Origin of the sequence: Leifsonia aquatica H1aii, from assembly GCF_000633535.1 — a bacterium.
Lineage (GTDB): Bacteria > Actinomycetota > Actinomycetes > Actinomycetales > Microbacteriaceae > Leifsonia > Leifsonia aquatica_A.
On the sequence record NZ_AYMR01000018.1, the window covers coordinates 158,545 to 171,393 of the forward strand.

General features: G+C 73.5%; 12 protein-coding genes and 1 tRNA gene. 7 read left to right on the forward strand and 6 right to left on the reverse strand.

The genetic code is table 11. From position 1 onward, the window contains the following. The first annotated feature begins 1 nt into the window (after position 1). Positions 2-187, forward strand: a complete 186-nt coding sequence (locus U870_RS0116670; RefSeq protein WP_029947749.1) for a hypothetical protein — start codon at positions 2-4, stop codon at positions 185-187. Positions 188-219: 32 nt separating this feature from the next. Here U870_RS0116670 and mscL read toward each other — a convergent pair whose 3' ends face one another. The 3 genes from mscL to U870_RS0116685 are packed head-to-tail and all read right to left on the reverse strand — an operon-like array spanning position 220 to position 1,697. Continuing rightward, complete coding sequence (gene mscL / locus U870_RS0116675; protein WP_025158514.1) at positions 220-657, reverse strand: large conductance mechanosensitive channel protein MscL; 438 nt, start codon at positions 655-657, stop codon at positions 220-222. Positions 658-703: 46 nt separating this feature from the next. Beyond that, complete coding sequence (locus U870_RS23740) at positions 704-1,072, reverse strand: FmdB family zinc ribbon protein (protein ID WP_081815329.1); 369 nt, start codon at positions 1,070-1,072, stop codon at positions 704-706. Positions 1,073-1,112: 40 nt separating this feature from the next. Further along, positions 1,113-1,697: a 5-formyltetrahydrofolate cyclo-ligase gene (locus tag U870_RS0116685; RefSeq protein WP_025158516.1), complete on the reverse strand. Its 585-nt coding sequence runs from the start codon at positions 1,695-1,697 to the stop codon at positions 1,113-1,115. 59 nt (positions 1,698-1,756) lie between these two features. Here U870_RS0116685 and galU point away from each other — a divergent pair, with 59 nt between their 5' ends. The 5 genes from galU (at position 1,757) to U870_RS0116710 (ending at position 6,155) form a co-directional block, all read left to right on the forward strand. Further along, positions 1,757-2,707: a UTP--glucose-1-phosphate uridylyltransferase GalU gene (gene galU, locus U870_RS0116690; RefSeq protein ID WP_025158517.1), complete on the forward strand. Its 951-nt coding sequence runs from the start codon at positions 1,757-1,759 to the stop codon at positions 2,705-2,707. Positions 2,708-2,761: 54 nt separating this feature from the next. Further along, complete coding sequence (locus U870_RS0116695; protein WP_052357780.1) at positions 2,762-3,430, forward strand: GNAT family N-acetyltransferase; 669 nt, start codon at positions 2,762-2,764, stop codon at positions 3,428-3,430. Between the two features lie 54 nt (positions 3,431-3,484). Further along, positions 3,485-4,546 carry a hypothetical protein gene (locus U870_RS0116700; protein WP_025158519.1) on the forward strand — a complete coding sequence of 354 codons (1,062 nt, stop codon included), beginning with the start codon at positions 3,485-3,487 and terminating at the stop codon, positions 4,544-4,546. 58 nt (positions 4,547-4,604) lie between these two features. After that, a tRNA-Ala gene (locus tag U870_RS0116705) sits at positions 4,605-4,677 on the forward strand. A gap of 251 nt (positions 4,678-4,928) precedes the next feature. Beyond that, positions 4,929-6,155 carry an MFS transporter gene (locus U870_RS0116710; RefSeq protein WP_025158520.1) on the forward strand — a complete coding sequence of 409 codons (1,227 nt, stop codon included), beginning with the start codon at positions 4,929-4,931 and terminating at the stop codon, positions 6,153-6,155. A gap of 174 nt (positions 6,156-6,329) precedes the next feature. Here U870_RS0116710 and U870_RS22710 read toward each other — a convergent pair whose 3' ends face one another. Next, positions 6,330-7,265 (reverse strand): helix-turn-helix transcriptional regulator, encoded by a 936-nt coding sequence (locus U870_RS22710; RefSeq protein WP_025158521.1) that lies wholly within the window; start codon positions 7,263-7,265, stop codon positions 6,330-6,332. A 52-nt stretch (positions 7,266-7,317) separates the two neighbouring features. Next, positions 7,318-10,086, reverse strand: a complete 2,769-nt coding sequence (locus U870_RS0116720; protein WP_162819172.1) for a LuxR C-terminal-related transcriptional regulator — start codon at positions 10,084-10,086, stop codon at positions 7,318-7,320. Between the two features lie 124 nt (positions 10,087-10,210). Between U870_RS0116720 and U870_RS25070 the strand changes: the two genes are divergently transcribed. Then, entirely contained in the window at positions 10,211-12,130 is a 1,920-nt protein-coding gene (locus U870_RS25070) for an Ig-like domain-containing protein (RefSeq protein ID WP_025158523.1), read from the forward strand. A 67-nt stretch (positions 12,131-12,197) separates the two neighbouring features. On the opposite strand, the gene U870_RS0116730 is transcribed toward U870_RS25070, so the two are convergent. Continuing rightward, positions 12,198-12,797, reverse strand: a complete 600-nt coding sequence (locus U870_RS0116730) for a LysE/ArgO family amino acid transporter (RefSeq protein ID WP_025158524.1) — start codon at positions 12,795-12,797, stop codon at positions 12,198-12,200. Positions 12,798-12,849 lie beyond the last annotated feature (52 nt).

The following is a 12,849-nucleotide window of genomic DNA, read 5'->3' on the forward strand; positions in this document are numbered from 1 at the left end:
GATGAGCGAGAGCACCCCGGGGCGTCCTGCTGCGCGCCGTCATCGGCGCGTGCAGCGCGCGGGCGCGCCCGGTGCGGATCCCACGCCGCAGGTGCGCGCGGAGCCCGCTCAGGAGGACTCGGACCACACGCCGTCGTTCGGCTCGAACGACGAACAGCTGCGACGGGACGTGCCGCCGCACTACTGACCCGCGGCGCGGGACGCGCGGTCGGCGCCGCGTCAGGCCTGCGGGTCGGAGTGCTTGCCGGCCGCCTGCGGCGGCGCCTGCTGGGCCTGCAGGAGGTCGCGGATCTCGGTGAGCAGATCGAGCTCGGTGATGGGCGCGTCGGGCTCGACCACGCCCTTCTTGCGGAGGCGCTCGGCGCGCTCCTTGATGGTGTTGAGCGGGTACACGAACACGAAGTACACGACGGCGGCGATGATGACGAAGTTGAGGATCGCGCCGATGATCGCCCCGAACTTGATGTCCGAGCCGTTCAGAGTGACGATGAGGGCCTCGTCGAGGCCGTTCTTCTGCATGAACGCGGCGATCAGCGGGTTGATCAGGTTGTTCACGATCGCGGTCACGACCGCGGTGAACGCGGCGCCGATGACCACGGCGACCGCCAGATCGATCACGTTTCCGCGGAGGATGAACTCTTTGAAGCCTTTGATCACGATCGATCCTTTCGCCGGTGGTGCCGCTGCTGGGATGGGGTCGAGCTCAGGAGGAGGAACCGCCCGAGGAGGTGCTGCCGGAGGAGGACGCCCCTCCGGCCGAGGAGCCTCCCGACGAGGAGGATCCCGAGGACGAGGATCCGGACGACGAGCCGCCCGACGACGAGCCGCCGGACGACGAGCCGCCGGACGACGAGCCGCCGGACGACGAGCCCCCCGACACTCCTGAACTCTTCGTACCACGGGAGTCGGTCCGGTAGAAGCCGGAGCCGTTGAAGGTCACCCCGACCGCGCCGAACACCTTGCGCAGGCTGCCGCCGCAGACCGGGCAGACCGTCAGGGCGTCGTCGGTGAACGCCTGCTGGGCGTCGAAGGTGTGGCCGCAGTCGCGGCAGGCGTAAGAGTAGGTGGGCATCAGTTTCCGCTTGGTCGGGTGCGTCGCTCGGTCGGGTGCGTCAGGTGAACTGGACGATGCGCGTCGGGGTGACGGCGCCGTCGACGGGCTGGTCGTGCCGCTCCCGCGGGACCTCGTCCACGAGCTCGCCGTCGAAGAGGACGGCGTACACAGGGGGACATTTTTCCATGCTCCCGAGTGTCTTGTCGAAATAGCCGCGCCCCCATCCCATCCGCATGCCCGAGGCGTCCACCGCCGCGGCCGGGACGAGGATGAGGTCGACGTCGTTGATCGCGATGGGCCCGAGCAGTTCGCCGACGGCCTCCGGCATCCCGAACAACCCCTCGGTCTCGGTCTCGCCGTCGCCCGTGGTCCAGTCGAGCAGCCCGTCCTCCCGCGAGATGGGAAGCAGCACCCGCACCCCCTGGGCGTGCGCCCAGTTGAGGAAGGGGCGGGTGTCCGGCTCGATCGTGGTGGAGAGGAAGCAGGCCACCGAGCGCGCGTTCAGGTCCGTCGTCAGATCGACGAGGTTGCGGGTGAGTCCGGCGGTCGCGGTGGAGCGCTCCGTCGTGGTGAGGTTCTGTCGTCGCTCCCGTAGTTCTGCGCGCAAGGCGCGTTTGCGGTGGGCGGCAGTGTCCGGGTCCATAGCGCAATCCTAGAAGATGGGGCCGTGACGCCGGACGAAATGCGGATACTGTAGGCGGCATGGCTCACCACGTCACCAAAGCTGTCATCCCCGCGGCCGGCCTCGGCACCCGCTTCCTTCCCGCCACGAAGGCGATGCCGAAGGAGATGCTGCCGGTCGTCGACAAGCCGGCCATCCAGTACGTCGTCGAGGAGGCCGTCGACGCGGGCCTGCACGACGTGCTGATGATCACGGGCCGCAACAAGAACGCGCTCGAGAACCACTTCGACCGCAACGCCGAGCTCGAGGACACCCTGCGCAAGAAGGGCGACACCGACCGGCTCGAGAAGGTCAACTACTCCACCGCCCTCGCCGACATGCACTACGTGCGCCAGGGCGACCCGAAGGGCCTCGGCCACGCCGTCCTGCGCGCGAAGATGCACGTGGGCCGCGAGCCGTTCGCCGTGCTGCTCGGTGACGACATCATCGACTCCCGCGACCCGCTGCTGAAGCGGATGCTGGAGGTGCAGTTCCAGCTGAACACCACCGTGATCGCCCTGATGGAGGTCGACCCGGACAGCATCCACCTATACGGTGCGGCCGCCGTCGAGGAGACCGACGAGGACGACGTGGTCCGCATCACCGGGCTGGTGGAGAAGCCGGACAAGAAGGACGCTCCCTCCAACTACGCGGTCATCGGCCGCTACATCCTGCGCCCCGAGGTCTTCGACGTGCTCGAGCGCACCGAGCCGGGCCGTGGCAACGAGATCCAGCTCACCGACGCACTGCAGTCGATGGCCGATGCGCCGGACTGGACCGGCGGCGTGTACGGCGTCGTCTTCCGCGGGCGCCGCTACGACACCGGCGACCGGCTCGACTACATCAAGGCGATCGTGCAGCTGGCCTCCGACCGCGAGGACCTCGGCCCGGATCTGCGGCCCTGGCTGCGCGAGTTCGCGAAGGGTCTGGACGACGCCCCGGAGGAGGCCGTCGAGGAGATGCCGGCCGAGCCCGTCGGCGAGACCGCTTGAGCAGGCGACCGACCCGCGTCGGTACGCGACCGAACCTCAGCCTGCACGAAGGAGATGCCCGTGGCGATCGTGGTCCCCACCCTCGGTGAGGGGCCGGTGGGATTGCGCCCCATCCGGCTGCGCGATGCGCGCGCGCTCGAGCGCTCCCTGCTCGACAACCGCGGCTGGCTGCGCCAGTGGGAGGCGACCAGCCCGTACTCGCCCGGTTCCTTCGACACCCGCGCCAGCATCCGCTCCCTGCTCGCCAACGCGCGTGCCGGTCACGGCCTGCCGTTCATCGTCGAGTACGAGGGACGCCTGGCCGGCCAGCTGAACGTGTCGTCGATCGCCTACGGGTCGCTCTCCAGCGCGACCATCGGCTACTGGGTCGCCCAGGAGTTCGCCGGTCGCGACATCACCCCGACGGCCGTCGCGCTCGCCACCGACTATTGCTTCTACCAGCTGGGCCTGCACCGGATGGAGATCTGCATCCGGCCCGAGAACAAGCCGAGCCTGCGCGTCGTGGAGAAGCTCGGCTTCCGCTACGAAGGCCTGCGTCGCCGCTACATCCACATCAACGGCGACTGGCGCGACCACTTCTGCTTCGGGCTCGTGTCGGAGGAGCTGACCCAGGGCGTCCTGCGGCGCTGGCGCGACGGGGGAGTGCCCCCGGACGCCGCGGTCGTGAACGCGGAGGACCTCGCCGCCGCTGCACTGCCGCTCCCCGTCGCCCGTCTGCGCTGAGACACACCCCCCGCCTGCCCCGGCTGGACGCGCGCAGCCCCCTAGCGTAGAGACATGAATGGGGATGTGATGGGCGGAGGGGTGGTCGTCGCCATCGCGGCCGTCCTGTGGCTGGCCTATCTGGTCCCGGTCTGGCTGCGCCGCCGCGAGTACGTCGCCACCGAGCGCAACGCGGTCCGGCTGCAGCAGACGTTGCGCATCCTCGCCGAGACCAGCGAGCTGCCCGACGAGGTCCGCGTCGAGGCCACGGCCCGCACGGTGGCCGAGCAGCAGCGTGTGCTCCGCCGCGCCGAGCAGCGTCACGCCGCGGAGGCCCGGGCGGAGGCCGCAGCGCACGCCCGCCGCGAGCAGGCCATCGCCGAGGAGCGCCGCCTCGTCGCCGAGGAGGCCGAACGCGCCGCCACCGCTGCGATCGCCGTGGAGCGCGCCTCGCGGGCCGCTGCGGCCCAGCGGGCGCGAGCGATCTCGACGGCCGCCAGCAACCGTCCCGTCCTCTCGCCGACCCGTCGACGCCGGCTGCGCCGCGCCCGTGCGCTCAGCACGCTCGTCCTCGTCGCCGGGGTGATCGGCGTCATCGCCGGCACCGGGATCATGCTCTCGTCCGGCGCCTGGCTCGTCCCGGCGCTGTCCGCCGCGGTGTCGGTCGCCGCCCTCGGCATGCTCGGCCGGCTGGCCCAGCCCCAGGAGGCTCCCGCGGCCCCGGTGCGCGCGGTCACCATCCCGGCCGCCCCCGCGATCTACGACGACGCCCAGCACGATCTGCCGGTGCAGGAGCGTCTGCGCCAGAGCTGGACGCCGCGTCCGCTGCCCAAGCCGCTGCACCTGTCGCCCGGCACCGTCGCGGCCGCCGCCATGGCGTCCGTCGATGCCGCCACCGAGCTGCGTCGTGCCGCCGCTCGTGCCGAGTTCGAGCGCAAGGCGGCCGAGGTCGCCCCGGTCGCCCCGGTCGCTCCGGTCGCGCCCCCCGTCCCGCTGCGCCCGGTCGCGGTGGCGCCCGCCGTCCCAGCGCCCGAGCCCATCCCGAGCCGGTACTCCAGCATGGGTATCGTCGGCGACGCCGCCGATGGCAGCATCGATCTCGACGCGGTGCTCCGCCGCCGCCGGGCCGCGAGCTGAGCCCTGCTCGATTTCAAATCGGAAGCGGTGGGGTGCTAGTCTTTCAGAGCAGTTCCCCGGGGCTATGGCGCAGTTGGTAGCGCGCTTCGTTCGCATCGAAGAGGTCAGGAGTTCGAATCTCCTTAGCTCCACCGGAGACGTCCGCAGGGACATCGCAGAAGGGCCGCTCGAGAGAGCGGCCCTTCTGCTTTGCCGCTCGTGTGTGCTGCCGGCCCGACTGAGCCGGACTGACTGAGCCGGCCTGACTGTACCGGCTTGTTTGGGCTGCTGCGGGCGCGAACCCGCGCCGGGCGTCCCGGATCATGCCGCATCCCGGACGCACGGTCATCCCTCCCGGACGACCGATCAGGTGCGGCGGGAGGCGCGGCGCGAGCATGGAGCAATGACACTCCGCGACACCGCTCCCACCTCCCCGACCGGCGCCGTTCCCGCACAGGGCTCCGCGGGCGGCGGCGAGACCGCGCGCTGGAGCGGCGTGGTGGCACTGCTGGTCGGCGTTTTCGTCCTGGTGACCAGCGAGTTCCTCCCCGCGAGCCTCCTGCCCGCGATGGCGGCCGAGTTCGGCGTCACCGAGGGCGTCGCCGGCCAGGTGGTGACCGCGACGGCCCTGGTGGGCGTCGTGGCCGGACCGGCGACGGCCCTGGTGTTCCCCCGGCTCGACCGACGACGGCTCCTGCTCGGACTCCTCGTGCTGGCGTTGGCCGCGAACCTGGTGACGGCGATCGCCCCGGCCTTCTGGATGGTGGTCGTCGCCCGCGTCGCACTCGGGATGGCCATCTCGGGCACCTGGTCGATGGCGCTGGCGGTCTCGGCCCACCTCGTGCCGGCGCGCCACCTCGGCCGGGCCATGATGGTCGTCAACACCGGCGTCTCGGCGGCGACCGTGGCTGCGGTGCCGCTGGGCGCCCTCATCGGGTCGCTCGCCGGCTGGCGGGTCGTGTTCCTGGCCGTCTCGGCGGCCACGGTCGTCGCGATCGTCGTCCTCGCGCTGGCGATGCCGTCCGTGCCGGCCGCGGCGGGCACCGGCCTGCGGGCTCTCGGTGCGACCATCCGCTCGAAGGCGATGGTCGTCGGTCTGCTCGGCGTGCTGCTCATCGTCGCGGGGCACTTCGCGAGTTTCACTTACATCCGACCCGCGGCCGAGCACGTCTCCGGCCTCGACGCGGGCGGGATCGCCGTGCTGCTGGCGGTCTACGGTGTCGGCGGCCTGATCGGCAACCTGGTCACCGGTTCGGTCGTGGACCGGCGGCTCGCGACGACGCTCGTGGTGCTGCCGACAGTGCTGGGTGCCGCCGTGATCGTGTTCTCCTTCTCATCCGGATCGATCGTCGCCTCGTTCGCCGCGGCCGCCGTCTGGGGCATGGCGTTCGGCGGCGTGCCGACCATGGCGCAGACCTGGTCGGCCCGGGTGGAGCCGGAGCGGATGGAGAGCGCGGGCGGCCTCACCGTGGCGACGTTCCAGCTCGCGATCTCGACAGGAGCGGTGGTGGGCGGCGTGCTCATCGACGCGGCCGGCGTGTCGGTGGTGTTCGTCGCCGGCGGGATCTCCGCCGTGCTGGGCGGCCTGCTGATCGCCTCGACCCGGCGCTGGTTCGGCCGCCGCGCCTGACCGCGCGACCGCGGGACCGCGCCCTGACCGCGCGACCGCGCCGTCGCGCCGCCGTCGCGGGGTCGCATCCTGTCGCTCTGCGCTCCGCTTTCCGACGGAGTGCGACCCCGCGGGGTGCGGAAAGCGACGGAGTGCGACCCCGCGACGGCCGCGGTGCGACGCGCGCCGCGGACGTCAGGCGACGGCGCTCGCCTTGCGCCAGGCGGACGGGTTCGAGCCGGTGTGCCGGCGGAAGGCGCGACTGAACGCCGCCTCCGAGCCGTAACCGAGCGAGGAGGCGGTCTGCGCCACGCTGGCGCGATCGTCCGCGAGCAGGATCTTGGCCCGCTCCATCCGCACCCGCAGCAGGTAGCGCGCGGGCGGCTCGCCGACGACGGAGTGGAAGCGTTCGGCGAACGCGGAGCGGGAGGTGGTGGCGACCCGAGCCAGTCGCTCCAGCGTCCACGCGCCGCCGGGATCGCCCAGGATCGCATCGACCGCGCGGGCGATGTGCGGATCGCTCGCGGGGAGCAGCCAGCCGTCCGGGGCGCAGCCGTTCTCCACCCAGGCGCGCACGGCGGAGGCCGCGAGCACGCTCACCAGGCGTCCGGCGAACGCGCAGGAGGCGGGACGTGCGCTGGCGACCTCGGCCACGAGCGCTTCCGCGAGCGCGTTCAGGTGTGCGTCGCGACGCAGCAGCTGGCAGGCGATGAGGGCCTCGGGCAGCGACCGGACGAGCGGATGCTCGCCGCTGCCCGCCAGACGCAGCGAGCCCGCGATGAACACCGCGTCCCCGTCCGCGCGCACGCGATAGCCCGTCGGGCGCGTGCGCAGCACGAAGTCGCCCCCGCGCAGGCGGGTGGTCTCGCCGTCGGTGCGCAGTTCCAGCTCACCGCTCATCACCAGGAAGAACGGGACCTCGCGCACGCGCCCGCCGATCGCCTCGCCGGCGCTCAGCTCGTGCCGGGCGAAGTCGACGAGCGTCCAGTCCATCACCGCGAGCATCTGCTCGAGCACCCGGGCCGTGCGTTCTGTCAGCGTCGTGACGGCCGGAGCCGAGGCGACCGCAGGCGTCGCCGCGTCCGTCGCCGCGGGGGCGACGGCAGGGGCGTCGATCTCGATGATGCTCACGCTGAGCGCAACCGCGCGACCCGGTCCGGGATTCCCGATGCCGTCGGCGACCTCACGCGCCGTGGTGGAGCACCCCGCTCAGCTCGCGCCGCGAGCGCAGACCGAGTTTCGCCAGCACCTTGCGCATGTGGAAGGCGACGGTCGGTGCGGAGAGGAACAGGGTGTCGGCGATCTCCGCGTTGGTGAGGCCCGTGGCGGCCAGCTGGGCGACCTCCCGCTCGCGCCCGCTCAGCGTCTCGAGTCCGTCGAGTGCGGCCGGATCGCCACCGTCGCCGTCGAGCAGCGCCAGCGCCGCCAGCATCGCGGGGCGTGCTCCGAGGGCGCCGAACGTGCTCGCGGCGGAGCGCAGCATCCGCTCGCCGCCGACGCGCTCGCCTCCCGCTGCCAGGAGGAGGCGACCCCCGTCGAAGGCCGCCTGCGCGCGCGACCGGGGCACGGGGTCGTTCGAGGCGGCGCGGTACGCCCGGAGCGCCCGCTCGGTGAGCCCGAACGCCTCCGCGACCCGGCCCTCCAGCCAGTCGAGCGAGCCGTAGATCGGGGACCATCCGGCGCCCGCGAGCGCCCGCAGCCGCGCGAGTTCGCGATCGGCCTCCTCCGCGCGACCGAGGGCGGCCAGGGCATCCACCCGGTAGGTGAAGATCGCGGACCCGGCGAGCCAGCGGTCCCCGATCGTCTCGGGCGCGAGTGCGGCGAGCACCTCCTCGGGACGGCCGAGCGCCCGGGCGCGCTGGACGGCGGCCAGGAGCTCCAGCTCGACGCCGAAGGTGTCGTAGTCGGTGACCGTCACCTCGTCGGCGATCCGGCGGTTCGCCTCGTAGGCGTCACCGTCTCCCGCCTCGCCGGCGAGTACTGCACGCAGCAGGTAGATCAAGGGGCGGGAGGAGACGTCGATGCTGTCCAGTGCGGCGACGGCGGCGTCCTGCAGCATCGCGGCGGCATCGGTCGAGCGGCCGAGCACCCACCAGCAGTACGCGAGCAGCACGCGGGCGTGGCCGAGACTCCAGCCGACGACTCCGCGGGCGGCGAGCTCCAGCGCGCGCTCGAGGTCGGCGGCCGCTGCGTCCACGACGCCGATGCCCGACAAGACACCGGCCCGGCAGGTCAGGGCGTCGCTCAGCGCCGGGGAGTCGGCGGCGGTCGCGATGGCGACGGACAACGCCCCCAGCGCGGCCGACACGCGGTCGGTGTCGCCGATCCGTGCTGCCGCGACGATCGTCAGCCCGGTCGCGCGCAGCCGGATCTCCTCCGCCGAGGGCAGAGGGGCGAGTCGGTCGTCGCTCAGGGTTCGCGGCTCGGCCAGCAGACGCTCGGCGAGCTCCAGCGTCCGGTCCAGGAGGCCGAGCACCGGGCCGTAGTCGTCGGTCGTGAGCTGCACCATGACGGCCATCATCGCCGCGTGCATCCGCAGTGTGAGGGCGTCCGGGTGGTCGCCGCGCTGCTCCAGCAGCTCGGCGGCGAAAGCCCCGGCCCACGCGACGTCTCCGGTGATCTGGCGGGTCTGCAGCAGCGCCAGGTCGCGCACCGGGTCGCGGGGGAGGCTCTCCAGCTCCGGCAGCAGGTCGAGCACGACCGGGCTGACGAAGGCGGCGCCGGCGAGCACGCACGCCTCGACGACGAGGTCGCCGCGCACTCCCGGGCCGGCGAGGTCCGCGGCGCGGCGGAGGTAGTCGACGGCCCGCTCCGGGTGCCCCTCGCGCGCCGCCTCGGCCGCGCGGGCGCGGACCGCGCGCAGCAGAGCGGGATCGAGCGTCTGGGTCGCGTCCAGGCGGCAGATCAGCGCCCGGTGCGGGTGGGCGAGCACGTCCGCCGCGGCGGTCAGGATGGCCGAGCGGCGGTCCGCGCCGAGCCGCTGCCGCACATCCGTCGCGTAGAGGTCGTGGAAGGTCTGCACCGCACCCTCCGGCGTACGGACGAGCAGTCCCGCGGCGACCGCGGCCTCCACGCCCACGCGTTCGCCGAGGGCCGCGGCGATGCGGTCGATCTCGTCCGCCGTCGCGGCATCGCGCAGCGCGGCGGAGATCTCGACCGCCGCCACGACGGGCCGCGGCTGGTCGGCGCCGGCCGAGCGGAACGGGTTCTCGGGCTGATGCGGCAGCCGCACGTCCTCGTCCCAGTGCGCGCGACGCCCGTCGGACGGTCGTTCCATCGCGCCGACCACCGCGTCGAGCAGCACGGGGAGGCCGCCGGAGAGCTCGCGGATGCGGGCGGCGAGCCGCAGCGACACCTCGACGTCGTGCACCCGGGAGACGTACTCGCGCACGCCCGCGGCATCGAGCGGTTCGAGCCGGACCAGGCGGGTCTCCTCCCACGCGCCCGGCTCCGCCTCGACGAGGGCCGCGGCGATCTCCTCGGTGCGGGGAGCATGCCCGGCGAGGAGCACGCACACGCCGTCGTGGGCGATCCGGCCGAGGACGAAACGCAGCGCCTGCACCGACTGCTCGTCGATCCATTGCGCGTTGTCGATCACGAGGGCGAGCCGGCGTGCAGCCGACGTGCCGCGGGCGAGCGCGGGCAGCAGCGCGCGGGAGACGCTCAGCAGGTCGGGCGCACCGGCCTCACCGAGCACGCCGAGCCTCAGACCGGCCGCATGCGCCAGCTTGTCGGCCAGGGCGAACGGGAACGACGCCTCGAACGCGTCGGCGCTGACGGCGACGACGCGCAGCCGGTCGGCCGCCGCGGTGAACTGGCGCAGCCAGGTGCTCTTGCCCACCCCGGCCAGACCGGTGAGGGCGATGAGGGTCCCGGTCGGGCGACGGGCGCGGGCGAGGACGGCCTCGGGACGGTCCTCCGGGGCGAGCGCGGGGTGCGGACAGGTCGGCATCGTGCCCACATGCTAGCGGGCCAGCGCACTATCCGGTCCGGATAGTCCTGACGGCCCGTGCGGATCCGCCCACTCGCGCGTGCATAGCGTGGCGAGAGTCTCTGGTCTCGAAAGGTCTCGTCTCATGCATCGAACTCCACCGCGCTCACGGCGCCTCGTCCCGGCGGCGGCCGGCCTGGCCGCCGTCGCCCTCACCGCGGGAGGCCTGTTCGCGGCCGCGCCCGCCTCCGCCGAGACGGTCGTCTCCGGGCAGTCGGTGGGGGCGACCGCGGGGGCGACCTGGATGGTCCCCGCGGGTGTGCACTCGATCGAGGTGGAGGTCGCCGGCTCGGCCGGCGGTGGCGGCGGCCCGGTCAACTTCCCCGGCACCGACTGGCAGCTCACCTCCGACGGCGCCGGAGGCGCGGGCGGTCTGGTCCGCGCCACGATCGCCGTGCAGCCGGGGCAGACGCTGGTCTTCTACTCGAGCACGATGGGCGGCCCGACCAACTCCGACAAGTCGAGCCCGGGCGGCGGCGGTGCCGGCTACTTCACGGGCGGTCCCGGCGACACGGGCTCGCTCGAGGCCCACGCCGGTGGGGGCGGCGGCGGTGCGAGCGCGGTCGTGCTGCGCAGTGACAGCGGCGACAGTCCCCTGATCGTCGCCGGCGGGGGCGGCGGAGGCGGCGGCCTCGGCGCGGCGTTCGTCGGCTACGAGGGTGGCACCGGCGGCGCCTCCGGCCAGACCGGCGGCAACGGCTCCGGCGCCGGGCACGGCAACGGCGGCGCGATCTCCCCGCCCGGCTGGGGCGGCGGACGCGCCGGCGGCAACGCGGCCACCAGCAGCTCCGCCGGTGGCGGCGGCGGTGGCGGCGGCGGCACGCCGGCCGGTGACGGCGGCGGTGGCGGCCAGGCCGGCGGTGGCGGCGGTGGCGGCGGCGCGGGCGGCTCCAGCTGGAGCGACGGGAGCCGCGTCCAGGTCGACGCGTCGACCTTCTGGAACGGCAACGGCCACGTGCTCCTGTCCTACACCCAGGCGCAGGGGACCGAGCTGACGGTCGTCTCGACGGACCCGGACGCGGTCTACGGCGCGCCTGCGGACCTGACGGTGACCGTCGCGAACACCGAGGGCGGCAGCGTCCCCGTCGGCGAGGTCGTCGTGACCGACGGCACCACGGTCCTCGGATCGGCCGCGGTGGCCGCCGACGGCACCGCGTCGTTCCCCGCCCTCGTCACGGCGGTCGGAGTGCACGACCTCGAGTTCGCGTACGATCCGGGCACGGAGCCGTTCGCCTCGGCGACCACACCGTTCGTGCAGACGGTGACCGCCGCTCCGACCCGGTTCACCGGCATCGCGGCCACCACGCCCGCGTCGACCGGCGTTCCGGCGACGGTGACCGGCTCCCTCGTGCCGACCACGACGCCGGGCACCGGCTCGGCGCTGCCCACCGGTGACGTCGTCGTGTCGCTGCGCGGAGGCACCCTCGGCACGGCACCGATCGGGGCGGACGGCACCTTCACGTTCACCCCGGCCTGGTCCGTGGGGACGCTGCCGCTCTCCTTCGCCTACGCCGGCGACGCCAACTATGCCGCGGCCGACCCGGCCGTGCTCGACCTGGTGACCCCCAAGGCGCCCACGCAGACCTCGCTGAGCCTCGATGTCGGCGACATCCGGGTGGGGGCGCAGGCGACCGCGACCGTCCGGATGGCGCCGAACGGACCCGCGGCGATCGACCCGAGCGGATCCGTGCAGCTGACCGTGGACGGTGCACCCTACGGTGCGCCCCTGCCGGCGGGGGCCGGATTCGAGACGACGGTGACTCTCGCGGGGCTTGCGGCGGGGTCGCACACGATCCGGGCCGCCTACCTCGGCGACACCGCGTTCGCGGCGTCGCGCAGCGTGGAGGCGACCCTCACCGTGTCGGCCGCGGCGATGCCGCTGGCGCTGGCGCAGACCGGTTCCGACCCCCAGCCGCTGGGCTCGGTCCTGCTGGTGCTGGTGCTCCTCGGCGCCGGAGGGGCGCTGTGGATCGCGCAGGCCCGGCGCGGACGACGGGCGGCCTGACCGTACCGACCGGTCCGGGCTCGCGGTGCTTCCAGGTTCGCGCTGCTCCGGGTTCGCAATGCTCCGTTCAGACGACCAGGAGCACCGCGAGCACGACCATCAGGACGGCGATGCCCGCGTCGAGGACCCGCCAGGCCACCGGCCGGGCGAACAGCGGGGCGGCGACGCGGGCGCCGAACCCGAGCACGCTGAACCACAGCACGCTCGCCGTCACGGCGCCCGCCCCGAACACCCACCGGCCGGGGTCGCCGTGGTCGGCCGAGAGCGAGCCGAGCAGCAGCACCGTGTCGAGGTAGACGTGCGGGTTGAGCCAGGTGATGGCCAGGCACATCCCGAGAGTGGCGGCGAGGGAGGGTGCCGCTCCCGTCGCCGCGGCGAGGGCGGCAGGCCGGAGGGCGCGCCGCGCCGCGAACACGGCGTAGCCGAGCAGGAAGGCGAACCCGACCCAGCGCACGATCTCGAGGGCGAGCGGGGCCGCCTTCACCAGCGCGCCGATCCCGGCGACACCTGCCGCGATCAGCAGGGCGTCGCTGAGCACGCAGAGGGCGACGACGGGGAGTACGAACTCGCGGCGCAGCCCCTGACGCAGCACGAACGCGTTCTGCGCGCCGATGGCGACGATGAGCGAGGCGCCGGAACCGAGTCCGGTGAGGAAGGTCGAGAGCACGGGACGACACTACGGACCGGATAGCCATCAGTACAGCTTGCTTTTCTGATGA

What these genes read in the sequence shown, in the direction of transcription:
- U870_RS0116670 (WP_029947749.1), top strand. Translation starts at nt 2, where the DNA reads ATGAGCGAGAGCACCCCGGGGCGTCCTGCTGCGCGCCGTCATCGGCGC.
- U870_RS23740 (WP_081815329.1), bottom strand. Translation starts at nt 1,072, where the DNA reads ATGCCCACCTACTCTTACGCCTGCCGCGACTGCGGCCACACCTTCGAC.
- U870_RS0116685 (WP_025158516.1), bottom strand. Translation starts at nt 1,697, where the DNA reads ATGGACCCGGACACTGCCGCCCACCGCAAACGCGCCTTGCGCGCAGAA.
- galU (WP_025158517.1), top strand. Translation starts at nt 1,757, where the DNA reads ATGGCTCACCACGTCACCAAAGCTGTCATCCCCGCGGCCGGCCTCGGC.
- U870_RS0116695 (WP_052357780.1), top strand. Translation starts at nt 2,762, where the DNA reads ATGCCCGTGGCGATCGTGGTCCCCACCCTCGGTGAGGGGCCGGTGGGA.
- U870_RS0116700 (WP_025158519.1), top strand. Translation starts at nt 3,485, where the DNA reads ATGAATGGGGATGTGATGGGCGGAGGGGTGGTCGTCGCCATCGCGGCC.
- U870_RS0116710 (WP_025158520.1), top strand. Translation starts at nt 4,929, where the DNA reads ATGACACTCCGCGACACCGCTCCCACCTCCCCGACCGGCGCCGTTCCC.
- U870_RS0116720 (WP_162819172.1), bottom strand. Translation starts at nt 10,086, where the DNA reads ATGCCGACCTGTCCGCACCCCGCGCTCGCCCCGGAGGACCGTCCCGAG.
- U870_RS25070 (WP_025158523.1), top strand. Translation starts at nt 10,211, where the DNA reads ATGCATCGAACTCCACCGCGCTCACGGCGCCTCGTCCCGGCGGCGGCC.